The sequence below is a fragment of the Bradyrhizobium sp. USDA 3256 genome (assembly GCF_054058275.1).
The window spans coordinates 73,987-99,584 of the sequence record NZ_JBSSAE010000001.1 but is presented as its reverse complement, the minus strand read 5'-3'; the positions used below and the strand labels follow the sequence as shown (position 1 = coordinate 99,584).

At 60.6% G+C, this 25,598-nt stretch carries 25 protein-coding genes and 3 pseudogenes; 21 read left to right on the top strand and 7 right to left on the bottom strand.

All coding sequences use genetic code 11. The annotated features are described in order from the left end of the window. Nucleotides 1-78: 78 nt before the first annotated feature. From ACVWY5_RS00515 to ACVWY5_RS00460, 12 genes are all read left to right on the top strand, one after another. Nucleotides 79-375: a TrbC/VirB2 family protein gene (locus ACVWY5_RS00515; RefSeq protein WP_028337795.1), complete on the top strand. Its 297-nt coding sequence runs from the start codon at nt 79-81 to the stop codon at nt 373-375. Then, nucleotides 375-713, top strand: coding sequence for a type IV secretion system protein VirB3 (locus ACVWY5_RS00510; protein WP_028337796.1), 339 nt, complete (start codon nt 375-377; stop codon nt 711-713). Before ACVWY5_RS00515 ends, ACVWY5_RS00510 begins: the two co-directional genes overlap by 1 nt. Continuing rightward, nucleotides 706-3,072, top strand: a complete 2,367-nt coding sequence (locus ACVWY5_RS00505) for a VirB4 family type IV secretion/conjugal transfer ATPase (RefSeq protein WP_028337797.1) — start codon at nt 706-708, stop codon at nt 3,070-3,072. The genes ACVWY5_RS00510 and ACVWY5_RS00505 overlap by 8 nt, the downstream gene beginning before the upstream one ends. Continuing rightward, nucleotides 3,069-3,791 (top strand): P-type DNA transfer protein VirB5, encoded by a 723-nt coding sequence (gene virB5, locus ACVWY5_RS00500; protein WP_028337798.1) that lies wholly within the window; start codon nt 3,069-3,071, stop codon nt 3,789-3,791. The genes ACVWY5_RS00505 and virB5 overlap by 4 nt, the downstream gene beginning before the upstream one ends. Next, the gene (locus tag ACVWY5_RS00495; RefSeq protein ID WP_028337799.1) at nt 3,788-4,033 is read left to right on the top strand and encodes an EexN family lipoprotein; all 246 of its coding nucleotides are present in this window, start codon (nt 3,788-3,790) and stop codon (nt 4,031-4,033) included. Before virB5 ends, ACVWY5_RS00495 begins: the two co-directional genes overlap by 4 nt. An 11-nt stretch (nt 4,034-4,044) precedes the next feature. Next, on the top strand, nt 4,045-5,031 hold the full coding sequence (locus ACVWY5_RS00490) for a type IV secretion system protein (protein WP_028337800.1): 987 nt from the start codon (nt 4,045-4,047) through the stop codon (nt 5,029-5,031). Nucleotides 5,032-5,375: 344 nt separating this feature from the next. Beyond that, a complete protein-coding gene (locus tag ACVWY5_RS00485; protein WP_028337801.1) occupies nt 5,376-6,047 on the top strand; it encodes a virB8 family protein in 672 nt (223 codons plus the stop codon). Then, nucleotides 6,044-6,895 (top strand): P-type conjugative transfer protein VirB9, encoded by an 852-nt coding sequence (virB9, locus tag ACVWY5_RS00480; RefSeq protein ID WP_028337802.1) that lies wholly within the window; start codon nt 6,044-6,046, stop codon nt 6,893-6,895. Before ACVWY5_RS00485 ends, virB9 begins: the two co-directional genes overlap by 4 nt. 12 nt (nt 6,896-6,907) lie before the next feature. Further along, entirely contained in the window at nt 6,908-8,047 is a 1,140-nt protein-coding gene (gene virB10, locus ACVWY5_RS00475) for a type IV secretion system protein VirB10 (protein WP_028337803.1), read from the top strand. Continuing rightward, nucleotides 8,044-9,075 (top strand): P-type DNA transfer ATPase VirB11, encoded by a 1,032-nt coding sequence (virB11, locus tag ACVWY5_RS00470; RefSeq protein ID WP_051376383.1) that lies wholly within the window; start codon nt 8,044-8,046, stop codon nt 9,073-9,075. Before virB10 ends, virB11 begins: the two co-directional genes overlap by 4 nt. Further along, nucleotides 9,041-10,987: a type IV secretory system conjugative DNA transfer family protein gene (locus ACVWY5_RS00465; protein ID WP_028337805.1), complete on the top strand. Its 1,947-nt coding sequence runs from the start codon at nt 9,041-9,043 to the stop codon at nt 10,985-10,987. Before virB11 ends, ACVWY5_RS00465 begins: the two co-directional genes overlap by 35 nt. Then, nucleotides 10,971-12,122 carry an LPD7 domain-containing protein gene (locus ACVWY5_RS00460; RefSeq protein WP_028337806.1) on the top strand — a complete coding sequence of 384 codons (1,152 nt, stop codon included), beginning with the start codon at nt 10,971-10,973 and terminating at the stop codon, nt 12,120-12,122. Before ACVWY5_RS00465 ends, ACVWY5_RS00460 begins: the two co-directional genes overlap by 17 nt. Nucleotides 12,123-12,271: 149 nt before the next feature. Here ACVWY5_RS00460 and ACVWY5_RS00455 read toward each other — a convergent pair whose 3' ends face one another. The 4 genes from ACVWY5_RS00455 to ACVWY5_RS00440 form a co-directional block, all read right to left on the bottom strand. Beyond that, on the bottom strand, nt 12,272-12,742 hold the full coding sequence (locus ACVWY5_RS00455; RefSeq protein WP_028337807.1) for an argonaute/piwi family protein: 471 nt from the start codon (nt 12,740-12,742) through the stop codon (nt 12,272-12,274). 281 nt (nt 12,743-13,023) lie between these two features. Beyond that, nucleotides 13,024-13,386, bottom strand: coding sequence for a hypothetical protein (locus tag ACVWY5_RS00450; RefSeq protein WP_028337809.1), 363 nt, complete (start codon nt 13,384-13,386; stop codon nt 13,024-13,026). A gap of 96 nt (nt 13,387-13,482) precedes the next feature. Next, nucleotides 13,483-13,776, bottom strand: coding sequence for a hypothetical protein (locus tag ACVWY5_RS00445; protein ID WP_028337810.1), 294 nt, complete (start codon nt 13,774-13,776; stop codon nt 13,483-13,485). Nucleotides 13,777-13,988: 212 nt separating this feature from the next. Beyond that, nucleotides 13,989-14,471, bottom strand: coding sequence for a hypothetical protein (locus tag ACVWY5_RS00440; protein ID WP_028337811.1), 483 nt, complete (start codon nt 14,469-14,471; stop codon nt 13,989-13,991). A 267-nt stretch (nt 14,472-14,738) separates the two neighbouring features. Here ACVWY5_RS00440 and ACVWY5_RS00435 point away from each other — a divergent pair, with 267 nt between their 5' ends. The 3 genes and pseudogenes from ACVWY5_RS00435 (at nt 14,739) to ACVWY5_RS00425 (ending at nt 17,068) form a co-directional block, all read left to right on the top strand. After that, the gene (locus ACVWY5_RS00435) at nt 14,739-14,999 is read left to right on the top strand and encodes a S49 family peptidase (protein WP_028337812.1); all 261 of its coding nucleotides are present in this window, start codon (nt 14,739-14,741) and stop codon (nt 14,997-14,999) included. Nucleotides 15,000-15,150: 151 nt separating this feature from the next. Next, a pseudogene (locus tag ACVWY5_RS00430) lies at nt 15,151-16,596 on the top strand (IS701 family transposase). A 250-nt stretch (nt 16,597-16,846) separates the two neighbouring features. Beyond that, on the top strand, nt 16,847-17,068 hold the full coding sequence (locus ACVWY5_RS00425; RefSeq protein ID WP_028352378.1) for a hypothetical protein: 222 nt from the start codon (nt 16,847-16,849) through the stop codon (nt 17,066-17,068). 4 nt (nt 17,069-17,072) lie between these two features. On the opposite strand, the pseudogene ACVWY5_RS00420 reads toward ACVWY5_RS00425, so the two are convergent. Together ACVWY5_RS00420 and ACVWY5_RS00415 are read right to left on the bottom strand one after the other, a co-directional pair. Beyond that, a pseudogene (locus ACVWY5_RS00420) lies at nt 17,073-17,306 on the bottom strand (DDE-type integrase/transposase/recombinase); the annotation flags it as partial. 678 nt (nt 17,307-17,984) lie between these two features. Continuing rightward, a complete protein-coding gene (locus ACVWY5_RS00415) occupies nt 17,985-18,146 on the bottom strand; it encodes a 6-carboxytetrahydropterin synthase (protein WP_283088193.1) in 162 nt (53 codons plus the stop codon). A gap of 81 nt (nt 18,147-18,227) precedes the next feature. Between ACVWY5_RS00415 and ACVWY5_RS00410 the strand changes: the two genes are divergently transcribed. The 6 genes and pseudogenes from ACVWY5_RS00410 to ACVWY5_RS00385 all read left to right on the top strand — a co-directional run bounded on the left by ACVWY5_RS00410 (nt 18,228) and on the right by ACVWY5_RS00385 (nt 22,186). Then, on the top strand, nt 18,228-19,031 hold the full coding sequence (locus ACVWY5_RS00410) for an FAD-dependent monooxygenase (RefSeq protein WP_456671621.1): 804 nt from the start codon (nt 18,228-18,230) through the stop codon (nt 19,029-19,031). 34 nt (nt 19,032-19,065) lie between these two features. Then, complete coding sequence (locus tag ACVWY5_RS00405) at nt 19,066-19,581, top strand: FAD-dependent monooxygenase (RefSeq protein ID WP_167350190.1); 516 nt, start codon at nt 19,066-19,068, stop codon at nt 19,579-19,581. Nucleotides 19,582-20,741: 1,160 nt separating this feature from the next. Further along, nucleotides 20,742-20,936, top strand: a pseudogene (locus ACVWY5_RS00400) (IS3 family transposase); the annotation flags it as partial. Nucleotides 20,937-20,963: 27 nt separating this feature from the next. Next, on the top strand, nt 20,964-21,398 hold the full coding sequence (locus ACVWY5_RS00395) for a transposase (RefSeq protein WP_080667381.1): 435 nt from the start codon (nt 20,964-20,966) through the stop codon (nt 21,396-21,398). 223 nt (nt 21,399-21,621) lie between these two features. Next, entirely contained in the window at nt 21,622-21,738 is a 117-nt protein-coding gene (locus ACVWY5_RS00390; RefSeq protein WP_128089689.1) for a transposase, read from the top strand. 211 nt (nt 21,739-21,949) lie between these two features. Beyond that, complete coding sequence (locus tag ACVWY5_RS00385; RefSeq protein WP_166217330.1) at nt 21,950-22,186, top strand: hypothetical protein; 237 nt, start codon at nt 21,950-21,952, stop codon at nt 22,184-22,186. A 448-nt stretch (nt 22,187-22,634) separates the two neighbouring features. Here ACVWY5_RS00385 and ACVWY5_RS00380 read toward each other — a convergent pair whose 3' ends face one another. After that, entirely contained in the window at nt 22,635-22,916 is a 282-nt protein-coding gene (locus tag ACVWY5_RS00380) for a hypothetical protein (RefSeq protein ID WP_321177238.1), read from the bottom strand. Nucleotides 22,917-25,598 lie beyond the last annotated feature (2,682 nt).

The window sequence follows — 25,598 nt, the reverse complement described above, 5'->3', positions numbered from 1 at the left end:
AAAACGTCGTTCTTTCACCTCAACTCAATACCGTGGTCCGGGCTGGGGTCCGGCTGCGGTGCCAATCGGAGCCGTGCCATGACTTCACCTCTTAAACACTCCGCTGCACTTTTTTGCATGGGGGCCGTGCTCAGCATCGCGCTGGTTGAACCAGCGCTGGCGCAGACCGCGAACATCGAAGGCGTACTGCAGAACATTGTCAACATGCTGACCGGCAACGTTGCTCGTCTGCTGGCAACGCTGGCGGTCATCATCGTCGGCATCGCCTGGATGTTCGGTTATCTCGATCTGCGCAAGGCCGCTTATGTCGTGCTGGGCGTCGCCATCACGTTCGGCGCGTCCGAAGTGGTCTCGACCTTGACAGGGGGTCACTGATGATCGAGGCAGCGCGTCTCAACGAGGATACCTTGTTCCTCGCCTGTACGCGTCCCGCCATGGTCGCTGGCGTGACCATGGAAGCCATGGCGCTCAACGTGATGTTCTCCTGCATCTTGTTCCTGGTGGCCGGGAGCATCGTCTACGGCCTGGTCGCAATTCCGATCCATGGGCTTTGCCGTATCATTTGCCGGCACGACCCCAACATGTTCCGAATCCTGCTTGCCTGGATCGAAACCCGAGGTCGCGCGCGCAACGCCGCATTTTGGGGCGGCTCGTCGTGCACGCCCCTCAAACTCCTGCGGCGATATCGAACACGGGACCTTGGTTATGCGTAACAGGGCGCTGAAAATTCGGGAGATCGAGCCCGACGTCTATCTGCCGTTCGGGCGGCACGTCACCAACACGGTGATCAGTCTCACGACCCGAGCCCTGGCGACGGTGATCCGGATTGACGGCACGTCCTTCGAGACGGCCGAGACATCGGATCTGAACGATCTTCACGGCAAGCTGAATCTGACCCTGCGCAACGTTGCAGATCCGCAGCTCGCGCTCTGGAGCCACCTGGTGCGCCGCCGGACGTCGGTCTATCCCGACGGCGCCTTCCGGTCGACCTTTGCTGCCGCACTTGACGCACAATATCGAGAGCGGCTTTGCAAGGAAGCTTTGTTTCGCAACGATCTCTATCTGACCCTGGTCTGTCACCCCGGCCGTGCGGCCAGCGATACAGCGGCCGCGTTCTTTCGGCGGCTCAGCCGAAGCGCTGGGAGTTCCGCTGAGGTCGACAGCGCGGCCTTGAAGCGGCTTAACGATGCAACGCGGGATATCGTCGCGGCCCTCGACCGTTACGGCGCCCGAGCGGTTGGTTTGGTTGAGCGCGACGGCATCACCTTCTCAGAACCGATGGAGCTGCTCCACGCGCTCGCCTCCGGGGAATGGATGTCGATGCCATTGCCGCAAGGGCCGGTCGGCCCCGCGCTATATTCGAATCGCGTCATCTTCGGCCGCGAAGCCCTCGAGATCCGCGGGGCCGGTGGATCGCGATTCGCTGGCATGTTCGGCCTCAAGGAATATCCGGCATCCACTAAGCCTGGCCTGTTGAACGCGCTGCTTTCGGCGCCGTTTGAGCTCATCGTCACGCAATCATTCGCGTTTTTGGCGAAGCCGGACGCCAAAACGGTCCTGACGCGCAAGCAGAACCAGCTGGTCTCGGCCCAGGATCCGGCCGCCTCGCAGATCGACGAGCTCTCCGATGCGCTCGACGATCTCGAATCCAACCGTTTCGTGCTTGGCGACCATCACCTCTCGCTCCTGGTCTACGCCGATACGCCGTCCCAGCTGCAGAATCATATGAGCGTGGCGCGGCGCGCACTGGCCGATGCGGGTGCCGTGGTCGCCCGGGAAGATCTCGGACTTGAAGCCGCCTATTGGGCGCAGCTTCCTGGGCTGTTCAAATACCGGGCACGCACTGGGGCGATCAACTCGCGGAATTTCGCGGCGTTCTCACCGTTCCACACCTATCCGAGCGGACAGCCCGCGGGCAACCATTGGGGACCGGCGGTTGCGATGCTCAAGACCGCGTCCGGCTCGCCCTTTTATTTTTCGTTCCATCACGGCGATCTCGGCAACACTTTCATCTGTGGCCCCTCGGGGTCCGGCAAGACAGTCGTGCAGAACTTCCTGCTGTCGCAGGCCGAGCGTTTAGGAGCTTCCTACGTTTTCTTCGACAAGGACCGGGGCGCCGAGATTTTCGTCCGCGCCGTTGGTGGGACCTATCTGACGCTCCACAATGGCGCCCCGACCGGGTGCGCGCCGCTCAAGGCGCTTGAGCTGACGCCAACAAATCTTTCATTCCTGGGAGAACTTGTCCGGAAACTCGTCACGCCGGACGACCGCCCGCTCACTGTGATCGAAGAGGAACGGATCGATTCTGGACTGCGCGCGCTCGGTCAGCTGCGGCAATCAGAGCGATCGTTTGGGACGTTGCGGGCCTTTCTCGGCCAACAGGACCGTGAGGGCATTGGCGCGCGCCTCGACCGATGGTGCCGGGGCGCTCCTTTTGGCTGGGTGCTCGATGGTGACCAGGATGCGATCGGTCTCGACGCCCGGTTCATTGGTTTCGACATGACCGATCTCCTGGATCACCCTACGGTCCGCACGCCACTGATGATGTATCTTTTCCATCGCGTGGAGCGGCTGATCGACGGGCGTCGCCTGATCATCGACATCGACGAGTTCTGGAAGGCACTTGGCGACGAGGCGTTTCGTGATCTCGCCAACAACAAGCTGAAAACCATCCGCAAGCAGAACGGCGTCATGGTGTTTGGCACGCAGTCGCCACGCGACGCGCTGGCATCGCCAATCGCTCACACCATTGTCGAACAATGCCCGACCCAGATTTTCCTGCCGAACGCGCGAGGCACGCGCTCGGACTATGTCGACGGCTTCCATCTGACCGACACGGAATTCCGCCTGATCAAGGAGGAGCTCGCGCGCGAAAGCCGGCGCTTTCTGATCAAGCAGGGGCACAACTCGGTGGTGGCGGAACTTGACCTCGGCGGTTTCGACGATGCGCTCGCCGTCCTATCGGGACGCACCGAAACCGTCGAGCTGCTCGACGGCATTCGCAAGCGAGTTGGCGACGACTCCGCGCAATGGCTTCCAGTATTTCACGAGGAGCGGAGGAGGACCCGATGATGGTTCAACGTATGCCAGCGGCGCTCGTCTCCCTCACCGTCGTAGCCCTGCTGACGGCCTCACCGGCCGGGGCGGAGATCGTATTCGACCCAAGCGTCTACGCGCGCCAATTTGAGCAGCTGACGGAGCTGAAGAAGCAGGTTGACACCCTGACATCACAGCTCAAGGTCGCACAGGACCAATTGAGCCAGGCCAAGCAGCTCTATGACAGTTTCAATAAGCGGACAAACGCCAACGACATCGGCGCGCTCCTGAACACGCCACAGTTCCGGAAAGTCCTGCCCCAACAGTTCTCGGACATCGAACGTCTTGTTGCAGGGCAGGGCGGCGGCAACTTCGCCGATGCTATCAATCACTATCTTTCGCAGAACCGCGCGTATTCCGGCAACAGCGGCAACTCCTACTATCAGAGCGAGCTCGACCGGATCGCCCGGCAGACCGGGGCGAAGCACTCCTTGGGCCAGGCCGTGTACGACACCGCCTCGCAGCGGATCGATGCGCTCGAGGAGCTCAGGTCCCGCATCAGCTCGGCGACCGATGCCAAGGAGGTGCTCGATCTGTCGGCGCGACTGCAGGCCGAACAGGCCCTGCTTCAGAATGACGTGCTCCGAATGCAGGGTCTGGCGATGATCCAGCAGGCCCGCACAGATATGGATGGTCAGCGGGAGCGGGAGAAACAGGAGCAACTGATCGATGAGATGAAGGCGGCTCTGCAATGAAAACGAGACTTGCAATTCTCCTTTTCGCTATCGCCGCAGCTCTCACGGGTTGCAACGAAGCCGACAAGGGTCAGCAGAGCAAGACGGTCGGCTGGTTCCTTGATCATCGGGGCGAGCTTGCGGCGACCCTCCAGGGATGCAGCGACAACCCCGGAGAACTGGAGAAGACGCCCAATTGCATCAATGCAAACGAGGCCCGCAACCAAGTCACCATCAAAGAGATGGAAGACGCCCTCAAGTAAGGATTTGCCGCGTGGCCATAAACGTCTTCGACAGTTTCCTGAAAGAATTCGAGCAACCGATCACGGCATTCGTGTCGACCTCGGTCTCGAACCTCGCCTCTTACATCGACGGTCCACTTCGTACCGCGGTGACGCTCTATGTCATTCTTTATGGCTTTGCCGTAATGCGCGGCGCGATCTCCGAACCGATTATGGAGTTTGCCTGGCGCGCAATGCGGATCGTCGTCGTGGTGCTTCTAGCGACGAACGCGAGTGAGTTCCAACACTACGTCACGGGATTGTTCTTCGATTCCCTGCCAAACGAGATCGGCAATGCGCTGGCAGGCGCTGGACTGAATACCAGTTCCGGAGCGCCATTCGATCAACTCCTCTCCAAGGGAATTGATGTTGCCAACAGGATCTACAAACAAGCCGGGCTGACCAATATCGCACCCGCGCTCATAGCAGCCATTCTCCTGGTCTTTGTGGCCGTCGGGTCGTTCCTACAATTTGCCATCCTGCTCTACGCCAAGGTGGGTCTAGGCGTCGTCATCGCGCTTGGCCCAATCTTCATTGCACTGGGACTGTTTGAGGCAACGCGGCCATTTACGGAAGCCTGGCTTCGGCAGGTAGCGAATTTCGTGATCCTGCTGGTCCTTGTTGTCGCGCTAGTCGGGTTGATGCTTTCCACTGTCAGCGGCTTCATCGACCGGTTCGCCGGCAACGCGGGAACGGCTGGCGAGCTGGTGGTCGCCGCGATCGCCATCAGCGCCATGTTGGGCCTGTCCGGGTACATCGCGCTTCAGCTTCCCATCATCGCAGGTGGTCTCGCCGGCGGCGGGGCATCGCTTGCAAGCCGACTGGTCACCAGCCCGATGATTGCCAATGCCACAGCCGCCGCCGGCGGTGCCTATGCCGGCGCTCGCTGGTCGGCCGGCCGCGGCCTCGCTGCCCTCAAAGCCAGCCGCCAGGGCGGCAGCATGCGGCGGGCGCAATCCCAGGGTACTTCGACAACGTAAGCAAAGATCGCTGGCATCAGGCGACAAGCAAGACAGGGGCACCAGAACGATGTGGCGTCGACTATTTATTATTTGGGTGATCGCATGGCAGCTTGGCGGCTGCGCGAACTGGTCAAAGTGGCCGCCGTCCTGTGATGGCCTTGCCCGGCGGCCGCTTAATCGCTCGCTGTGGGGTTGGGAGTCCGGCGCGCCGTCAGCGACACCCGTGCCGTCGGCTGAGCCATCTGGGCCCCTCATCCGGAAGGGTGAGGGCAAGTCGTCCGCAACATCGACCCATCTCGCCGCATTCGGACGCTGGGACAACATTGCAGCCTCCTATCGCGCCTGTCGAAAGGAGGCGTGAGATGGCTGGGCAGGATGATCTGAAGAGCTATTTTGAGAATGCGCGGCGATGGGAACAGGATCTGCTTCTTTCTGCCCATCGCTCGCGGCGAACAGCGTGGGTGATTGCCGCGGGCGCCTGCATCTTGGCGGTCGCCTCAGTCGGTGCGGTCGCAGCGCTGGCGCCGCTGAAAACCGTCGAGCCGTTCGTCATTCGTGTCGACAATGCCACCGGCATTGTCGACACCGTCTCGGCTCTTAATTCGACTCCGGCACGCTACGACGAAGCCGTCACCAAATATTTCCTTGGACGCTACGTCCGCGCGCGTGAAGGTTACAGCTATCCAGAGGCGGAAACGAATTTTCGGACGATTTCGTTGCTTTCGGGGCAAGGCGAACAAGCCCGCTTCGCAGCCTGGTACCGTGGCTCCAATCCCGAAAGTCCGCAGGTCGTTCAGGGCCGCTTTGGCGTTGCCACGGTCCGTATCAAAGCGATCTCTCTCCTGGCCGACAATGTGGCGTCTGTGCGGTTCATGAAAGAGACCCGCAAGGGCGAGGAAACTCACATCACTCACTGGGTCTCGACCCTGACGTTCGCTTACGCCAACACACCGATGTCCTCCGCCGACCGTCTGATTAATCCGCTCGGCTTTCTGGTTTCGGAATATCGTGCCGATCCGGAGGTCGTGCCATGAAACGTCTCGCGCTTCTGATTATTTTGGCTCTCGGATGTGTAGGGCCCGTGCTGGCGCTGCAGCAGCCGGTACCTGGCCAACACGATGCGCGCGTACGCACTGTGACCTATGACCCAGCCAATGTGGTCCGCCTCAACGGCGTCATTCGCGCCTCAACGCAGGTCGTGTTTGCCGATGACGAGGAAATCGCCCATGTCGCCATCGGCGACGCGATCGCATGGGAAGTCGCCCCCGCAGGTTCGATCCTGTTTCTCAAGCCGCGCGAAAAACACCCCCCGACCAATCTGCAGGTCGTCACCACCCGGCCCGACGGGCGTAAACGCTCCTATCAATTCGAGCTGTCGATCGCTGAGACGACGCTCGCCGACAGCTACTTCGTCGTCCACTTCGCCTATCCCGGCGACGAGATCGAGCGCCGGCGCATCGAGGCGGCCGCCCGAGGCGCCGAGCGGGAAGGCGCGCTGATCGATCAGACCTTTGACCTGCATCATGCCTATGGTGCGCGTAACTGGCGCTTTTCGGCGCAAGGCTCGAGCGACCTCGAACCGGAAGCTATCTTCGATGACGGCAAGGAGACCACGTTCCGCTTCGCGGGCAATCGCGAGATCCCCGCGATCTACCTGATCAACTCGGATGGTTCTGAAAGTCTGGTGCCCAAGGATGTCCGCGGTGAGCTGGTGGTGGTCCACGCCACAGCCCGCGAGTTTCGGCTGCGCAAGGGCGACATCGTGCTCTGCATCTTCAACGAAGCTTTCGACGCGGTCGGCGTCAACCCCGGCACCAATACCACGAGCCCCTCGGTCGAGCGGCGGGCGAAAAGGTCATCTCCAACCCTTAAGGCACGATGAGGCGGGTGCAACATGAGCGAGCTTGAACATGAGTCACTTGCCGGCGAGCGCGGAATTACTCCGGTGGGAGAAAGGGACAGCGGTCGAACGGCGATGCTCAAGCGCGGCTTCGGCGCACTCGCGCTCACCGCATTCGCCTTCCTGATCATCTGGGGAACCTGGAAGAGCGACAAGCCTGTCAGCGAATCCGCTCGCAAGCTCATGATCCGCCAGGCCGCGGCCTTCGAGCCCGTCGCGGAAACACCCGCCGCGCCGGTCACCACCGCATCCATTCCGGTCGCACCTATCTCAGCCGCACCGACGGCGCCTGCGCCCGTGACGGACCAGATGCTGGAAAGCGCGCGGCGCGCGCCGGTGCTGGCCTACAACCGACCGGTCGCATCGGGACGTCCAGCCCGCGAAGCCGTAACCGGAAGCGTCCCCGTCGATCCCTATGAGTTTGGGCGGGCCGAGCCACGCAATGAGCTCGCCGACAAGCTGAAACCAACGCCGATTGAGGGCGTGCGGGCGGCGCGGCTGCCCAATCGCAATCTTCTGGTCACACAGGGCACCTCGATTCCGTGCGTCCTCGAGACCGCGATGTCGTCGGATGTGGCCGGCTTCGTCTCCTGCGTCGTGCTGCGCGACGTGATGTCGGATTCCGGCAACGTTGTGCTCATGGAAAAGGGCACGCAGGTCGTTGGCGAATACCGCGGCAATGTCCGCCGCGGTTCCAAAAGGATGTTCGTGCTATGGGCTCGCGCCAAGACGCCAACAGGCGTCATCGTGGCGCTGGCCTCGCCCGCCACGGATGCGCTCGGCCGGGCGGGGTTCGACGGCGACATCGACACGCACTTCTGGGAGCGCTTCGGCTCGGCGCTATTGCTGTCAATCGTCGGCGACGCCTCTTCGATCGGACGCCAGCAGCTGCAAGACGGATCGATCCAGATCAACAACACGGCTGGCGCCACCGCTGCCGGCATCGCCGTTGAGCAATCCATCAACATCCCGCCGACGTTGAGCAAGAATCAGGGCGAGCTCGTGAACATCTTTGTCGCGCGCGACCTCGATTTCTCGTCGGTCTATCAACTCAGACGGATCGAAAGCCGCACCCAGATTCTCGACCGCACCCTCCCCGGAGGCCTCGTCGAACCGGCAATGGTGACGAAATGACCACGGCCGCGTCGATCGAGCGGGACGGTGGTCGCCTGGTGCTGGCGCGCTACCTCGAGCCGCTGGCTCCATACCTGGCCGACGTCACCCTCACCGAAATCGTCGTCAACCGCCCGGGCGAGATCTTCGTGGAGGGGCCGAATGGTTGGACCCGGCATGAGCTAGCTGCCCTCACGCACACCTATCTCTCCCACCTTGCGACCGCGGCCGCCAGCCATACTCGTCAGGACATCGGGCCGGAATACCCTGTCGTATCGACCAGCCTCATCGGCGAGGAGCGCTGCCAGATCGTCGTGCCGCCGGCCGTGCCTACTGGCACGATCAGCCTCACAATCCGCAAGCCCTCAACACTGACTATGAACCTGGACGCTTTGGAGCGAACAGCGCTGTTCAATGAGGTCCGCTCCGCCAGTGACGAGCTGGACGCCGACGAGCATCAATTGCTCGCGCTGAAAGAGGCCGGCCAATGGCGCGAGTTCCTCGAGCTTGCGGTACGCACCCGCCGCAACATCCTGATCTCAGGGGCGACGGGCTCCGGCAAGACGACTCTGTCAAAGGCGCTGATCGCGGCGATCCCGGCGCATGAACGGCTACTCACCATTGAAGACACGGCCGAGCTCGTCATCCCGCATCAGAATTGTGTCCGGCTGCTCTATGCCAAGGACGGGCAGGGCGTAGCCAAAACCGGCCCCCGCGAACTCCTGGAATCGTCGTTGCGCATGCGGCCCGACCGAATTCTGCTGCAGGAGCTGCGCGACGGCACCGCCTTCTTTTATCTCAGGAATGTGAATTCAGGGCATCCGGGATCGATCACGACGGTTCACGCCGACAGTGCTCGCCTTGCCTTCGAACAAATGACCTTGCTGGTGAAGGAGAGCGCGGAGGGACGGGACCTCCATCGCGACGATATCCGTTCGCTTTTGCTGCATCTCGTCGACGTCGTCGTCCAGATGCAGAAGCGCAATGGCCGCTATCGCATTTCGGAAATCTACTATGACCCCGTTCGCAAGCGCGACCACGCCCGTTAAGGAGATCCGGGGCACGGCGCTTGCGCTCTTGGCCGGTGCAGTCTTCCTGCTCGTCGCCTCGAATGTTCTGCTGCTTGGGCTCAGGCTTCACGACGGCGGCTTTCACTGGTCGGAGATCGCCACAGGTTGGCCGCGTTATGGCGCCGACCCGCGCTTCGACCGCTGGCTGACGCTGTCGACGCTCGCCGGTCTGATTGTAGTCTTTGGCCTGCTGGGCGCTATCCTCCGCCATCGTCCACCTCCCCTTCACGGCAAGGCCCGTTTCGCTTCCGAGCGGGAGATTAAGGCCGCAGGCCTGCGATCGGAGGAAGGCCTGCTGCTCGGCCGCAAGGACGGCAAATTGCTCTGCTTTGGCGGATCGGAACACGTCCTCCTCTATGCTCCAACCCGCACCGGCAAGGGGGTCGGCTATGTCATTCCAAATTTGCTCAATTGGCCCGATTCAGTTGTTGCGCTCGACGTAAAGAAAGAGAACTGGGACCGTTCCGCAGGCTTTCGCGCAGCGCACGGGCAGGAGGTCCATCTATTCGATCCTCTCGACGAGTACGGTCGCACCGCACGTTACAATCCTCTGGGCTACGTGCGCGGCGACCCCGCCGACCTCTATGACGATCTGCAGCGCATCGCGGTGATGCTGTTTCCTGCCGAGAGCCGCGGCGATCCGTTCTGGTTCGAAGCGGCTCGTTCATCCTTTGTGGCGATTGGCGGCTATGTCGCGGAGACACCCGGCTTGCCATTGACGATCGGTGAGATCCTGCGCCAGCTGTCGGCGACCCCGGATCTTAAAGCCCACTTCGGCAAGATCATCACCGATCGCAAGGCGGGCCCGTCTTCGTTATCGCGGCACTGCGTCACGGCGCTGAACGACTTCCTCGCCGCCTCAGAGAACACCTTGAACTCGGTCCGCAAGACCGTGACGGCCCGTCTCGGCCTTTGGCTCAATCCCCGCATCGATGCCGCAACCTCGACCAATGATTTCGATCTGCGACAGCTGAGGCAGAGCCCCATGTCCATCTATCTCGGGGTGACGCCTGACAATCTCGACCGCATGGCACCGCTTTTGAACCTGTTCTTTCAGCAGGTGGTCGATTTGAATACTCGGGAACTGCCAGAGCAAAACCCCAAACTCAATCGCAAGGTCCTGCTCCTGCTCGACGAGTTTCCGGCGCTGGGTAACGTCAACGTGCTGGCAAAATCGGTCGCCTTCGTCGCCGGCTATGGGATCCGCCTTCTCACCGTCGTCCAGAGCCCGGCGCAGCTGCGCGCCATCTACGGGATCGACGCAGCCCGCAACTTCATGACCAACCACGCCGTCGAGGTCGTGTTTGCCCCGAAGGAGCAGGACGTGGCGAACGAGCTCTCGGAGCGCATCGGCTACGATTCCGTGACTGCACGCAGCCGCATCGTACCGAAAGGACTTACCGGGCGGTCTACCAGCGAGACGGTGTCGGAGCATCGTCGCGCCCTCATGCTTCCGCAAGAGCTGAAGCTTCTTCCGAAATCCAAGGCCTTCATTCTTGGCACCGGCATTCCGCCCATCATCGCTGACAAGATCATCTATTACGAAGACAAGTCTTTTCTGAAGCGATTGCTGCCGGCGCCTGTCCCGCAGATGCCCAAAGGTCGTTCGAATGCACTGCTCGACGCTGAGATCAAGGAGCTGCGCTCCGAGATTGCCGAATTGCGCGTGGTACTGCGTGCGCGGCCCATGACCGATGAGGAGGTGGCCGACCCCTCCACGATTCCTGCCGGCGCCAGTTTCGATTTCGGCGACGTGGATGTCGACCTTGAAGGTCTCTCCGAAGACGAACTGAAAGCCTGGACCCTGAGCTACATCGACGCTCAGGTCATTCCACCCACACGGCGGACCGGCCGCAAGCAGAAGGGTGAGCAGCATGAACGACAGGCCTGAGGCGAGCGAGGAATTCAGCCTGGAGCGGCAACGTCGGGCGGGACGCGTTTCCGCCCGCGAAATGGGACAAGACAAGATAGCAACAGCCCCCAAGAAGACTTCATCCGCGGAGGTCACCGATAGTGCGTTTCCGAACCGTATCCGTCGCAAATATTACGTGGTGGCCAGTGATTCCGAAAAGGATGGATCTGACCGCCAGGCGCGGCTCTATGCCGATGAGCGGAAAGAGTACCTCGCGTTCAAGACCACTGAGGATCGCCTGGTCACCCGCATAGCTGCCGCCGAAGTGATTCGGGACATGGTCAGTGTGGCACAACACCGCCAGTGGGAGGCACTTCACGTCCGGGGTTCCGTCAAGTTCCGACACGAGACGTGGCTCGAGGCTAGCGCACGCGGAATAGAGGTGCAGGGCTATCAGCCAAACGAGCTTGATCGCCAGACGCTCGCTGACCGGCGAGTCGCATGGGATAGAGCCCACGCTCGTACCAACGATGTCGAGGCTCGCTCGGCCCCCAACAGGTCACCGCAGGCGGATAGGCTCGATTACGACAAGGGCGTTTCCGGGCGTCTGATGGAGGTCGGTTTTGGCCCCTACCGCAACCGCGCCGACGCAGAGCCATCAACTTATGTAGCCATCAAACTGGATGATGGTCGGCGACATCAGGTGTGGGGCGTCGGCGTTGTAACGGACGTCGCAGACAGTGACGCCAGGCCAGGTGACCGGATCTCCCTGCGCAGGGATGGCGTCGTACCCGTCATCAGGGCGATCAAGCCTATAGACGCCGCCACAGGAGTCGCCGGCATTGAACGGCGCCAGCGGAATGTTTGGAGTGTGACGGTGGAGGAGCGTCGTCCAGACCGTCCGGCGGCCGGGCGCGATTCCGACGTGCTCGCGGCTCAATCCCAGCTTGTCGTCATCAACCAGCTTGTGGAACGCGCTCTGCCCAACGATGAGAATGCTCGCCAGAGCATTATGGCCTTCGCCAAGGAGCGGATCGCGCACCATCTCGAAAACGGTCGTTCGTTTGAACGCGCGACGGTCCTAGCCTCCGTGCAAGAGCGCCACCCATCGCGAAGCGAAAAAGATGAGGCGCGTCATGACGGCCGGCTAAGAGTGAAAGAACAAGAGCGCTGATTTTCTGATGCGCCCACGAACTAAATCAAGAGCAAGCGAGAGAACCGTTTGAGACGGCGAACGAGCCGCGGCTTTCTTTATCTCGTCGCCCATGATCGACTGGGCGAGCCGTGCGGTTCTGGCCTGGTTGGGAGCAAAATTGACCAGCCTCAGTCTTCGAAGACGAGCGCGGTATGGAAATTCCAGGCGGTTGTGGCCTTGTCCTGCAGCTTCCTGTCGCGCGCCCGGCCACCGAGCGAAAAACCGTAGGTGTCCGGACGCACGACTTGACAGGGAAGGGGCAAGTCGACCGCACGCGCCTTGAACAAATCGTGGAAGTTCAGCGACGATGGCTTCGGTCGCCGCTGCTCCGGAGCCGGCTCCTGCAGTTCGTCGATCGGAGGGTCGACCTCGGAGATGCGAGGTCCGTCTCCCGGCGCGAAGACCTCGTGAGGCAGCGCGATTATGAGAACGTGGAGCCCGCTTTTCGCCGCCAGATCTCGCGCGAGGTCCATGAAGGTCTCGACCAGGCGGGTCAGAGGCTCCTCGCCGGCCAAAGCGGCCGAAAGCTCGTGGCGCGAAACCGCGCGCGTCGTCAGGTCGGAAAGCTCCAGAGTCGTCCCGAAGACCTGAGTGGTCATCCCGGGAACGAAGGGCGAAGGGTCGTGAGCTTTGTCTCCTGGGACGCGACGCCGTTCTTGCAGTCCTCAAGCCAGTCGCGGACGCGGTCGACGGTCGCCGTCGTGCCGACCACTCCCAAGCGGATCGGAGTCGGGATCGTGGGCTGCCCTTGTCGAAGACGCCGAACGAAGTCAGTCCGACGCGAATGTCGACGTGGCTGTTGTTCTGAAAGAACGCTCAACGCCGGTTCGTCGATGAACTGGAGTCTCATCACTCGATCTCCTGGTCGCTCGATGGCCGATCAATCGGCGAGTCCAGCGGCGTGAGTGAATCGTCGTCCATGCGTGCGAAGCGAAAGGACTCCAGCGAGTGCGAACTCCAGCAAGCGCGCCCGATCGACCTTCGTCCAGGGCGCTCGCAGGATCGCCTGCCAGATCAGAAGCTGGCTGAGAACGGAGCGGTTCTTCTCGATAGGCTTGATCCCCGACAGTCGCTTTTCATGAAAGCGGTCGAGGTCCTTCCCGTTGAACGTGAAGCGGTACGTCGGCGTGATCTCCAGATACCATTTTCCGCCCAGCCAGCGGAAACGCCCCTGAAAGGCGTTGTGGCGGTAGTACGTGAACTTCCTTCCGTCCTTCGAGGTCGACTCGTAGTGCGAGACCACAGTGGAGGTGCTGCGGACCTTGAGGTTCGGATACTTCAGCCGCCTCGGTCCCTCTTCGGTGCGTCCGATGAACGCATAGACATCGAGATCGCTGTGCTACCTCACCCCATGGCCCCACAGATCGTCGCGGAGCGCACCGTTCAGCAGCTGGACGAAACGACGCCGGCGCAAGTCGTTCTCGGAGAGCGCCCATTCGCCGGTTTCCAAGCGGTCGATCCTGCCGACGTCGATGATGGATTTCAAGCGCGAGGCCTCAGGAGCCACGAGGCTGTAGAGATTGTCCTCGTATATCGTCCATGCGCCGGGTACGTAGTCGCCGGGCTGGCCGGAGCCGCCCTGGTTCAGCGCCGCCCACGCTCCGTGCCGCGTGTGGCACAAGGCGGGCGCCACGTAGAGAGTGTCCGGAAAATTGCCTCAGTTGGATCAGGTTCGCGAACCCCTCTTCCTGCGCATCATGGATTTCCTGATCTGGGACGGTCACTCCGGACGAGACTGCCGGAGCGTCGCCTGTGCCGCCCGGTGCATAGTTGCCCGGCGGGATCGGCTGCCCTTGGCGTCAGTAACTGTGCGATCGCGCCGGCGATCTTTCCGCCGCTCCTCGATCAACCGCGAGACGACGTCGTCCGTAATTTCATGGAAGTAGATCTTCGCTCCAGGATCTCGACGATGCGGTCGAGCACGGATTTGATTTTTTTGTCGGCAAGGTGTTGGCCGAGCTCGTTCCACCAGCGATCGTAGGCAGGCTTGAGCCGGAGCGGGCCTCGCCCTTCGCGATTTAGTCGGTTCAGGAGGGCTTGCGCTTCGGCGCGCCGCGCGTCCTCGAAGGCCTGCGCGTCACGTTCATCACGGAGTTTAGTCGAGCCGGAACGTCGATAACGGTTGATCGATAACTCGAATTGGTGATAGGAACTCTTTCTGTCCGTTAGACGGCATTGGGCTGCTGTCTCCGCGAGCGCCTGCAGGAACGCCTCAACGTCGAAGCGCGTGAACACGCGACGGCGCTTGATACGACCTTTGCCTTTGATGCGGCAGGTCAGTGTTTCGTCGCCAATATGCCGCGTGATCGTGGTCCGATCAATCCGCATCAGCCGCGCCAAATTGGGGACGTCGATCGTGCGTGTCGAGCGCCTGCGGTCGGGTGGTCATGTGGCGTCCAGGTACTTGATGCCGGCCGGCGCCGGCTAGCGGGCGGCGAAACGCTGCATTGTCGCGTCGTCGAAGAACCCGCACCAGCACCAGCCGCAAACAGTCGCGCCGCCGCGATGCCAGCTGCCTTTGGTGCCGTATGACGATCGTCAGGTCGGAACAGTCGCCGCTGAAAACCGCGGCGCATCCGTTCGCGCCGCTGTCGGATGACAGCCAAGGCCTATCTGCAGGGCCGAGCCAATGAGGCCGGCGCCGATTTCATCAAGGCGGTCGCGAGTGGCCGGCGCGTGACGCAGACCAAGATCCGCGAGGAATTTGGTCAGGGCCGCATGGTCGGCACGCGCGAGGCCGTTGCGCGCGGCCTGGCCGACCGGATCGCGACGCTCTACCAAATCATCAGCGGCATGCTGCAGCAGCGCGCGTCGCGGCCGAGCTCGCCGCGGCGACCAGCACTAGCATTTGAATAGGCGCAAAACGCCCAAGTGCCGCTTGTCGGATGCTAGGCATCAAGCGGTCGTTGCCGACCCGCCAGGAATGCCCCTAGTCTGACTGAGTCACAAAACCGCCGGTCAGAATCAGCGATGGTTGAAGCATCGACCATTAGCCGATGAGGCCGATATGAGCGGGCGTGGCACCAAGACGAGCGAGAAGCGATTTGCGGCGTATTTGGAAGGGCTTGCCAGTGTCATCGGTCATGCTGATCGGAAGGCGCCGCTGCGCGACTATTGCGTCGGCCTGATGGCCTGTGGCGGTCGCAAGAGCGTGGAGCCGATGGCGGCGGTGACGGCTCCGGAGCGGACGGCGGCACAGCATCAATCGCTGCTGCATTTCGTAGGCAGCGGCGCCTGGTCGGATGAGAAGGTGCTGGGCAAGGTACGCGAGATGGTCCCGCCGGCGATTGAACGCCAGGGGCCCATCGAAGCCTGGATCATCGATGACACCGGATTTCCCAAGCAGGGGCGACATTCGGTTGGAGTTGCACGGCAATATTGCGGGCAGCTCGGCAAGCAGGATAATTGCCAGGTGGCGGTGTCGCTGTCGATTGCCAACCACCACGCCAGCCTGCCTGTCGCTTACCGCCTTTATCTTCCGAAGGAATGGACTGCGGACCGCGATCGGCGGCGCAAGGTAGGCATTCCTGCCGAAGTCGGCTTCCAGACCAAGCCGGAGATCGCGCTGGAGCAGTTGCGGTGGGCCTGTGCAAGCGGCCTTCCGCGCGGTGTCGTGCTGATGGACGCTGGCTATGGCAACAACAGCGACCTGCGCACCGAGATCACGGCGCTGGGAGGATTGACCTATGTGGTGGGTCTTCTGTCGAGCACGACGGTATGGGCGCCCGCCACCGGTCCCTTGCCGCCGAAGCCATGGTAAGGCCGCGGCCGTCCACCAACACTGATGCGCCGCAACCTTCAGCATCAGCCAGCCGCCGTCAAAGCGCTCGCGATCGGCCTGCCGGCCCAAGCTTGGCGCACCATAACCTGGCGGCAAGGAACGAACGAAAAACTGACCTCGCGCTTTGCCCGCGTGCGGGTTCGTGCCGCGCATCGTGATTATTGGCAAACCACCCGGCGAGCGCAGGAATGGTTGCTGATCGAATGGCCGAAAGGCGAGGACCAGCCAACCAAATACTGGCTTTCGACATTGTCGGAAGATGTGGCATTCCGGACGCTCGTTGAGACGGCTAAACTGCGCTGGCGCATCGAACGCGACTATCAGGACCTCAAGCAGGAGGTCGGGCTCGGCCACTTCGAGGGACGCGGCTGGCGCGGCTTTCATCATCACGCAACGATGTGCATTGCGGCCTACGGATTCCTGATTTCCGAGCAGGAGACGATTCCCCCCTCAGGCGCTCGGCCCGCCCGGCCGATCCCGCTCGATCGCGTTCCCGCAGATTACAGACCCCGCGGATTTGCCGCTGCGGACCCAACGTCACATTCCAAAGTCGATCGCGACGATGCGACGACGGCTCGAACATGGGCTCGTCCGAATGCTGTCGAGATGTCCTTGTTGTGCGATCAAGTTCGACCACTACACAGATCATCGTTTGTGACGCAGTATGACTAGATGACCTGAAGCGAATGTTGATCTTCTCGTCGCGGCTAATGGCACGATCGTTGCTCGGCCATCGAGGCTGACGCCTTACATTACCGGCATCATGGCAATTGCAATCGATGGGATGACGACATGCTGAGTATCACGAACATCAATCCGCGACACATCATTCATGTGTAGCAGAACTTTGACTTTGTTTTTTGATCTACGACAATGGTCCCCTATTCGGGCATGATTATCGGTTCCACGGGATCGTTGGCCGATGACAATCAATCGCCTGCTCGCCGGAAGTACCTATACGGAAAAGGAGCGGAAATCGCTTAATTGGGCTTACCGGCTCACGCTGGAATCGCTTGGGTTGGTCGAGCGGGGAGACCCACTTTGCGAATTTATCGCGCGCAAGGTCATTGAGGTCCGCGCGCGCGGCGTAACGAACGCATCAGCCATCTCGCGGCTTGCAATCAAAGAGCTGAAGCTGAATTAGGCCGCTTCAGTTGACGCCCGTTCGTCCCATAGTCCCAGTCGATGCCGGTTTCCTTGTACCAGGCCAGCATGGCGTTACAGGTGAGTTTGGTGCCGTTGTCGGAGACGATCAGGCAGGGTTTGCCGCGCCGCGCGACAACCGTCGTCAGTTCCCGCGCCACACGCCGGCCCGAGATCGACGTGTCAGGAATGGCGCCCAGACATTCCTTGCTGACATCGTCGACGATATTGAGGATGCGCGCCGGCCCGACCTAGTTCAATAGCGATCGGGACATCCCGCGGCCCTTCCACCTCCAAGAATTGGTAGTCGCACTTCGTGATGAGTTCGCCTAGAGTTAACTGGGGTGATCTAACTCGTTGGATTGCACACATGGTAGCCGGTTGCCTGGTCTTAATTGGTCACCTGGAGAGCGTCGGCCTTCAGAACGTAACGTTTGCGGTTACCATGCCTGCTGCGACCGACGCTATGAGGCTTCGCTCGATTTCGGGGACATCGGTTCTGAACTCGACGCCAGACACGGCGGATTTGCCTTGGCGATTTCCGCACTCAGTGAACGGGCACCTGAGTGATCTCGGCATCGAGGAAGGCGAGATTTGTCAGATCTGTGACGATGATTGGCAGATCTGGCCGCCCAAGCTCCATTAGGCGCCACAAAGTTGGCTTGCAGTTCGGCCTCACTTGCGAACGGTGCACCGGATGAAGGCGATAGGCAGTCCGACACAAGCAGCTCCGTTCAAAATCTACGCTGATCGCATGATCGAGATCGGGACCAACACCATCAACGTTCTACAGATGGCGTCGACTTTGCGGCTCAGGCGCAGCTGCGAAGACCCTTCTTTTGTCTGTCCCAGCTCATGGCTTCACTCAACCGACCCTAACCTCCACCCAAGACTCGTCGTTCGCAAATCGGCACACTCTAGCAGCCAAGAATGCGGTCAAAGAACCAATCGACGATGACCGCGGCGGTCGGATTCTCCAGTCCTTCGACATCGTTTAGATGTCGGTGATCGACGAGTTTCAGCAGCGGCCGCACCTCAGCGTCGATCTCAGCGAAGTGGCGCCAATCGTGCCCTTCCACGGCGGGACGCACGCCAACAAAACTAGGTTCTGAAGGATTTGAAGCGGGGCTTTGCGCCTGTCCGGCCAGATGCAGAGCGGCATGGTCACGTTCGACTGGGGGCTCGCTTCCAATCCCGCGGCGGTCTTCGGCGGTAGCAAGGCGAGCGGTCTTGCGCGGGACCGCTCGACCGAAGGCATCAGGGACTCGCTCGAAACGAAGTACATCGCAGTCTCGCTGTATCGAGCGGATGAACTGCACACAGAGCAGGCGCAGTGGCGCAGTTCACCACGGGAGATGAACAACGGACGTGTACGAGGAAACATGGGCACGGTGAAGAACGTTATCGTCGTGGGCGGTGGTATTGGCGGCTTGACAGCCGCCCATGCGCTTCGACGCATCGGTGTGTTTGTGCGAGTCATCGAAATGGGAGATAGGAGCGACCGGATCGGGACTGGCATCACCCTACTCGGGAATGCGCTGCGAGCGCTCGCCGAATTGGAATTGGTGGAAGCGTCTCTGCAAAGCGGTCACGGGTGGGACGTCGTATCGATACGCGACGCCGCCGGAAACCCGCTGCATCAGCAGTTCTCGCCAAGAATTTGGGACCCGGATCGTCCAGCCGCGCTAGGGATCATGCGGCCGCGCCTCGGGCAGATCCTGGAGGAGGCCGCCAGGACGAGCGGCGCCGAGATCGCCTTCAATACGACTGTCACTCGGATTGATCAGGACGCTGAGGGCGTGACGGTGCAGCTCTCGCACGGCGAGACAGATCGCGCAGGCTTGTTGATCGCGGCCGATGGCGTTTATTCCAAGACGCGCCAGCAACTCTTCGGCGAAGAGTTCAAGCCGCACTACGCCGGCCAAGAGTGTGGCGTTACACTGTTTCTCGGACCGAAGCTATGACGGCTTCATCCTCTATCGCCATCCGACGGGGAGATTGGTTGGCGCGCTGCCGCTGTCGAAGGAGCTGTGTTACCTGTTCTTCCTGGGAACCACGGATGAAACGCTTCGTGTCGCTCAAGATCAGGTTTGCGATTATGTTCGAAACCTGCTCGACCCATTTACGGCGCCCGAACTGATCCAAGCGGCCGACTTGGTCGGCCAGGGCAATCATATAAGCTACCGCCCGTTCGACGTATTGATGATGCCTGCACCATGGCACCGCGGCCGCGTCGTATTGTTGGGTGACTCGGTTCACTCGCTGACACCGCAGATGACGTCGGGCGGCGGCATGGCGATCGAGGATGCTCTGGTCCTCGCTCAGGAACTCCATCGCAGCCACGACCTGGAAACCGCGCTCGCGGGGTATTGCGTTCGGCGTGAGGCGAGGGTCAAGCGCATATACGACATCGGATACGCCATTTGTAACGAAGAGCGCAATCCGATGCATAGCCGAGAATATCAGATAGGTCTTCTTCGTGCAGGCTACGCATTCCTGTCTGCGCCTGTCTGAATCGAAAACGGCCGCCGAAGTCAATTGGAGGACAACCAAGATTATGAAAAAACGAGCTCCGAGTGCCGTGTTCCGGGCAAACGTGCTTCTGCCCACTCGCTCCAGAGGCAGCATCTATTTCGGCCGGCAACTACCGATTAAATGATTCAACATTACAGAGTTTGAGAGGAGGACTGGGCTTCACAGCTCGCGCCGACGACGCCGCGCTTCTGACCTGAAGTGAAGACGCGGCGGGGATTTCGCGCGTCGTGGCTGCCGGTAGTCGTTGTCGACATAGACCCGCTCGATCGCGCAGCCGGATCCTGATGCTCCACGGACTCCAGCCCCAACGGCAAACGACGCTTGACGCTACAGCATCAACATCGGATCGGGCTCCTACCTATTCTGGGGGGGCCGTCGCTCCCTGGCCCCTCATCCTCTATTCATCCTAGGGCGCCCGAGCTAAAGACGGGCTGAGATCGGTGACGGCGCTAGAAGAGGAGCGCGGCGGCATGTCCGAACAACCACCCTTCCATTCATATTCAACCGCGGCTCGCATCTGTATTGGCATTGCGGTCTTAGGTGCTGCTCTGCTGGTCGGGATAATAGTGATTCACGTCGTGCCGTAAGGCGGCCTCAGTGGTTAGTCGGTTTCCTCGCAAACCTCGCAGGATTGTCGGGCGCATTTGCGATGTTGGCCGCACTCATATGTCTGGTCCCCCGTCGGCGAGCTCGCGTCGCTTGTTCTGATAAGAACGATTGACTTGTCGATGGCATCGATTGGCTGCTGCTCGACGTGTTGCATAGGCAACGACAGCCTTCGCCCAGCTTCGCGCGCGGGCCCCATAAACCTTCGTATCGTTCCATGTCCCTTTAGATGCCCGACGTTTCCCTACGTTCAATTGAGCCGCCGATCGCGATCGTCCTATTTTCAGGCAATGCGGTAGCGCCCCGCTATCGCTGCCCTCCTTGGGCGTTCCTCCCTAGACTTGGGTCGCTTGCGGCAACGTAGGCGGCCCTTCTTTTGTACGCGGTAAGGCGATGCTGTCAGGCGGCGCGATTCCGCCGAGCGTCGATTTCGCTGCTCCGCGAGCCATAAGCAATGCGCCGAAGCATTTTGGCGAGCCAGGCGAACGGTTCGACGTTGTATGGCGTCGCACAGTCGAGCATCGGCATCAGTGACCGTCAAGAACCGCATTCCACTCGACAACTACTACCTGCCCGGCGACCTCGAACGACAGATCCGGGCTTTCGTCGAACGCCACAATCACGTCCACTACCATGACAGCATCGATAATCTCGCGTTGCCGATGCCTACTTCGGCCGGGCTAAGGCAATCCTTACCGCGAAAACGCATCAAGCGAAACTGGACCTAGTAGGCTCAGAGAGCCCGGAGGTGTCGGATGCAAGAGCGTCAACGTCGGTCGCTTACCGAAGAGTACAAGCGGCAGGCTGCTGAGCTGGTGGTATCGAGTGGCCGGTCGATCACGGCGGTCAGCAAGGAACTCGGTCTTCGCGACTCGGTGTTGCGGCGCTGGGTGGACAAGCTGCGGAAGGAGCGGCATCGGCGACGCGGCGCCCCAGCACGCAGGCGGCGCCGACGCCGGCGCACCAGGCTTCCGAGATCATCCGGCTACGTGAGGAGAACGAGCGGCTGCGCATGGAACGTGACATTTAAACAAACTGTCCAGCACGGTTGCGCGCCTGTGCGGCGTAGAAACGGCCTTGTGCTCCTCGGCGACTCGGAGGGTAGCGGCCGTTCGATTATTGGAGGCAAATCCCCGTTAAAAAATGGTCCATACGTGCATGCGAACTTGAGAGTGGTGACGTCGGCCTAGCGACGATCCCGATTAGGAAGATGACGATTCGCATAGCCCAGACCCTCCTGCTCATGGTTGAATGGAGGATTGCCATGTCAAAGAAGAGGACGGCCGGCGCCCGTCCGGAAGCCGAGCCAAGTGTCTGGGCTTCGTGTTACAGCAATTCCAGACATCGATCCGGCTGTTTCTTAGGAAGTCGATCGCGATCTTTGACCGAACACGGACATGAGCTTCCACGCTCTTGGCCGCGATCCGGCAGATTCATCGGGACAGCGGCGGGCGCTATAGCAGCCCGCGAGTCCATGCCGCGCTGCGGGTGCAGGGACGTGGCGCATCCGTGGCCGGATCGAGCGCTTGATGCATAGGCACGGCATCCGAGCCATCATGGCGCCCCCACGCCGGGTTTGCATCACCGCACGGTGCATTCACCTGCCGCGGGGCCGTCCATTGTCGCGACCGATGAGGATCGCCGTGATCATCTCGCCCGAAAGTGCGCGCGGAACGGGTTCCGGATCGAGCCAGCGAACGAGCTTTTCGAGAGTCTCGACGGTTGATTTCGCTGGAAAGCGTTGGCCGAATTCCGCCCTTTTTCCGAGAAGTATCGCCGGGCCGCGGATCGCTTTCGGGCCTCCAATCGAAAAGCCAGCCTCGGATTGTCGACCGTCGGCAGCAAGGACCACGTCAGCATTCGGGAGCTTTGCGACCACGCCGCGGGTCGCACCGCAAAAGCGCCCGAGCGCGTCGTGGGTTACGTCCTCGACTGCAATGCGCTTCTTCGCAGGATCGATAGTGACTATTTTCACTAACAGCTACCATTTTTTACTCTCTCAACCATCGATCGACTTCTGGCAGGCGTCAACGCAATTGCACATCCCCTCGCTCCGCGGGTATGGAAATCCTGACTGCCAAAAATGCGGTCCCCCTGTGGCGCCATTTATCAACCGAGGATATCTGTGCTCGCTTAACTCTTTCGTGGGGTGTCGTTCTTTCTATCTTGTTAATGCAACGAATGCGGGCGCGTTTGCCACTCGAGTTTCTCCTGGAGGATATGCAACGCTACAAGCCAGCTCAGACAACGGCAGTGAATTAGGTGCCCCCCGATCCTGGTAGGCGCCTTGCAGTCCGTCTCTTCGATACAACTCGACGGTCCCGTCGACTACACACCACCTAAAGCTCGGGGGACAGAGGTGGTCGGGAGCCAAGTTGTGGAACCATCCGATCACTATAAGACGATCAGGAAGAACGGTCGTGGAGTCATGAACTCTTCAAGTTCGCGCGACTCTCAACCGCCTTGCTGATCAGAATGGCCGCCTTCCCCGCCATTCTGGCAAAGGGCGCTTTTGGAATCTGCCGCGGAATCAATTTGTGGCTGCTTGCGAACAATCTGCCGACCGCTAATACACTAGGTCCCTTCAATGACGGATCGATTGTGAATGCTTCGTTGACGTGCGACTCGGTACCGGCGCTGCAACCCATACAGGATTTCGCGATGCCCATCATCTCGTGAGCATCAGCCAGATTGTGATACAGGGCCAAGGCTCGCTTGCACTCAGCCACGCCTTGGGTCACCCGCTTCGTAATAAGCGCGCTCGATTGCACAGCCGGTGAGTGTCTCGGTGCGGTCAACAACGTCCCGCAATATGTGACAGTCGAGGGCGCGGGCAAGCCGAGGGTTTGGTGCGAGAGTGAGCAACGCGTCTTCCGACCCAGCACGCTGGCAGTAGAGTTGCCGACGCCATATTGGCTTTTTCCGGTCCCGGTCGTTGCAGGCCGCTGCGGGATGACTGCCGATTGTGCTCCCGAGAAGGTATACTCTGACGATTCGTTCAACCCAGTCGGAGAATGCCAGATGGCCAAAAAGCCACCGTCTACCTCGCCCTTCAAGACCGTACACCCAATCACTTCATCGAAGATCAAGCGCCTTGCAGGCGTTGCGACGGCCACGCCGAGCAAGCTATCGAACAAGCAAACCCAGGAACTCGGAGCATCCGTGCTGCGACACATTGAGCCGAGAGGCGGTAAGGTGAAGTAACAGTATAAGCCCTTTTTCATTTGAGCATTAGCTGGGCCGCGCGGGCCATGTCCGCTCGGTCTACCGCTTTCGGTAGGTTGCAACCCTCGGCGGGGGTGTGCAACCTGCCGGGACTTTGATCCCCGCGGAGAGGCGTACGCACATGAAGCGAATGTCGGCCCGTGAAGCGATCATCGCTGTCTCCCTCTTGGTCGTCTTCGCGCTTGCGATTTGGTTTGGCGCTATGCCGTGAAGGCCGAGCACGCGGCGATCGGCCTCGATGGCCACACTTCGATCGTCAACGAAAAATAGCCGGCAGGCTCGGATGTATGGTTTGCCGGGTGTCTGAGTCGGCCGCTGTGCCTGCCACTCAGGCGGCTTCACACTCTTGCGGGAGCGGGCGCTCCACCGCGACCGGATCACGGTCGATAATCGTCAAATAGGCGCGCTCGGTCTGATCAGGAGCATATTGCCCTTGCTGCCGATCTCGCAGGATCGGCCAGCTTTACAGAGAAGCGCAGGGCAAATCCCTCCGACCTTCTTCCGAATCCTGGCGCATCTGCAGGACATGGTCCCTGCCTACATGTCCGGGCGCGAAGATCTTGCCGAGATCGCCGAGTACATCGCGAAGAAGCGGGAAACGGTGAACGAGACAGAATCCTGCGCAGCGCGTAGGGCGCTTGCCAGCGCGCTACTTTTGGTAGCAATTTTTGCGTCAAGGTTGTGCGGGATTAGAGTCCGATATAATTGCGTCAGAGAGCCTGGGAATGCGTTCCCCGACAAAGTGTCGCCGCGTGGCATTGGAGGTTAGCTATGAAACCACGCGCCGCCGGGGACGGAAATTCGGCAACGTGCTCTCTGACCGCGTCCGCCAGCGCGCTCTCGATCGCGGGCGGACAACATTGGCTCTGGTGCGCTGTCAATCACAATGGCTTCGTTCTCGACGTCTTAATTCACCCGATACTTCTTCTCGATATAAGCTCAAGCACATCTCAATCTGGAAAGTGTGACGAACTGCGCCAAAGCATCCGCCCGCTCAGCGCTCAGCACCGCCGTCGAATCGACCTTGTCTTTTCGACCGCAGCAACTGATTAGGGATCTTTGGCCTCCACAAAGACCACTATTGCTATTTCTTGACGAGCAAAGGGTGTGCCAACGAAGATTGCGCAGTGAATGCTCAATGGCGATAGAAAAGGTGTGCCTCGCTGGTGCGGGCTTCGATCGCGTCGGCCTTGCGGCAACGGCGCCGACTGAAACAGTGTCGATGACGGCGCCAAAGGGATTTCATCCATGTCTGAGCTGCAGCGAAAGAGTCGCTTGCACGGGTCGATGATTGCGGACAGGATAAGGTCAACATGACGCCGCCGCGGCCAGGCCTGAGTGCAAGGACCACAACCTGAGTAAGTCGCAAAGCAGACAAAGCCAACACAAACACGGTACGAACTGTCGACTATTGCCTGGCACGAAGAATGCTGACCCTCGACGTGCCGAGGGCACCCTCCCTCAGGCATGGCTACCATCGCAAGTTGAGGCCGTGGCTGGCCAGTGAGGTTAGCGGCGCGTGACATAAGCCAAGGACGGCGTCTGCTCGGCCGATACCGACGGGCGTCTTGTCACGTCGCTGCTAACTTTCAATGCTGCGTAACAGCGTGTTTGTGATCCGCGTAGGATTAGTGCCTCACAGAGAGAACAGATGGATCCGGGCGGCAGGTGAAAATGGCAAGAAAACGCGTGCTGTGGTTCTGTCTCGGCCTCTTGCTGGTCTGTGTGGCTGACTCGGCCCTCAGAAGCAACGGTGTTCGCGCCAACGACAATCCCCTCATCCATAAAGTCAAATCGATCTGGCGAGCGCAGAACGGACAGACCGTCGAACGCATTATCTCGAAGCTCTCGAAAGTAGCGCACTTGGTCCCCCAAACCTGGGGCATTGCTGGAGGAGGATGCTTGACACCTTGCTGGCTCGAAAAAGCAGGTGGATCGAAGTCGGGAGGTCTTGGAGAGAACTGGCCGATGCCAACCTTACTCCCAGTGCTCTCAGGGATAGGAACTTCTCGCAGATCGCAGTGGGAGCAAACCCCGGTTGATAATTGCTGTGGGACGACCGAGCGATTTCGGCAATGCGCGGGCGAGGGAGCGAGATGTCCAATGAGGACAGGCGTACTATGACGCGCCGCTTTCGGAGCCGGCCGAGCGGCAGCGTAGAAGAG

Excerpts from the sequence above, each read along its gene's own strand:
- ACVWY5_RS00460 (WP_028337806.1), top strand. The coding sequence starts at position 10,971 with ATGAACGACAGGCCTGAGGCGAGCGAGGAATTCAGCCTGGAGCGGCAA.
- ACVWY5_RS00440 (WP_028337811.1), bottom strand. The coding sequence starts at position 14,471 with ATGCGGATTGATCGGACCACGATCACGCGGCATATTGGCGACGAAACA.
- ACVWY5_RS00435 (WP_028337812.1), top strand. The coding sequence starts at position 14,739 with ATGACAGCCAAGGCCTATCTGCAGGGCCGAGCCAATGAGGCCGGCGCC.
- virB10 (WP_028337803.1), top strand. The coding sequence starts at position 6,908 with ATGAGCGAGCTTGAACATGAGTCACTTGCCGGCGAGCGCGGAATTACT.
- ACVWY5_RS00510 (WP_028337796.1), top strand. The coding sequence starts at position 375 with ATGATCGAGGCAGCGCGTCTCAACGAGGATACCTTGTTCCTCGCCTGT.
- ACVWY5_RS00395 (WP_080667381.1), top strand. The coding sequence starts at position 20,964 with ATGCAAGAGCGTCAACGTCGGTCGCTTACCGAAGAGTACAAGCGGCAG.
- virB9 (WP_028337802.1), top strand. The coding sequence starts at position 6,044 with ATGAAACGTCTCGCGCTTCTGATTATTTTGGCTCTCGGATGTGTAGGG.
- virB11 (WP_051376383.1), top strand. The coding sequence starts at position 8,044 with ATGACCACGGCCGCGTCGATCGAGCGGGACGGTGGTCGCCTGGTGCTG.
- ACVWY5_RS00425 (WP_028352378.1), top strand. The coding sequence starts at position 16,847 with ATGACAATCAATCGCCTGCTCGCCGGAAGTACCTATACGGAAAAGGAG.
- ACVWY5_RS00465 (WP_028337805.1), top strand. The coding sequence starts at position 9,041 with ATGACCCCGTTCGCAAGCGCGACCACGCCCGTTAAGGAGATCCGGGGC.
- ACVWY5_RS00505 (WP_028337797.1), top strand. The coding sequence starts at position 706 with ATGCGTAACAGGGCGCTGAAAATTCGGGAGATCGAGCCCGACGTCTAT.
- ACVWY5_RS00455 (WP_028337807.1), bottom strand. The coding sequence starts at position 12,742 with ATGACCACTCAGGTCTTCGGGACGACTCTGGAGCTTTCCGACCTGACG.
- ACVWY5_RS00485 (WP_028337801.1), top strand. The coding sequence starts at position 5,376 with ATGGCTGGGCAGGATGATCTGAAGAGCTATTTTGAGAATGCGCGGCGA.
- ACVWY5_RS00495 (WP_028337799.1), top strand. The coding sequence starts at position 3,788 with ATGAAAACGAGACTTGCAATTCTCCTTTTCGCTATCGCCGCAGCTCTC.
- ACVWY5_RS00410 (WP_456671621.1), top strand. The coding sequence starts at position 18,228 with ATGGTCACGTTCGACTGGGGGCTCGCTTCCAATCCCGCGGCGGTCTTC.
- ACVWY5_RS00515 (WP_028337795.1), top strand. The coding sequence starts at position 79 with ATGACTTCACCTCTTAAACACTCCGCTGCACTTTTTTGCATGGGGGCC.
- virB5 (WP_028337798.1), top strand. The coding sequence starts at position 3,069 with ATGATGGTTCAACGTATGCCAGCGGCGCTCGTCTCCCTCACCGTCGTA.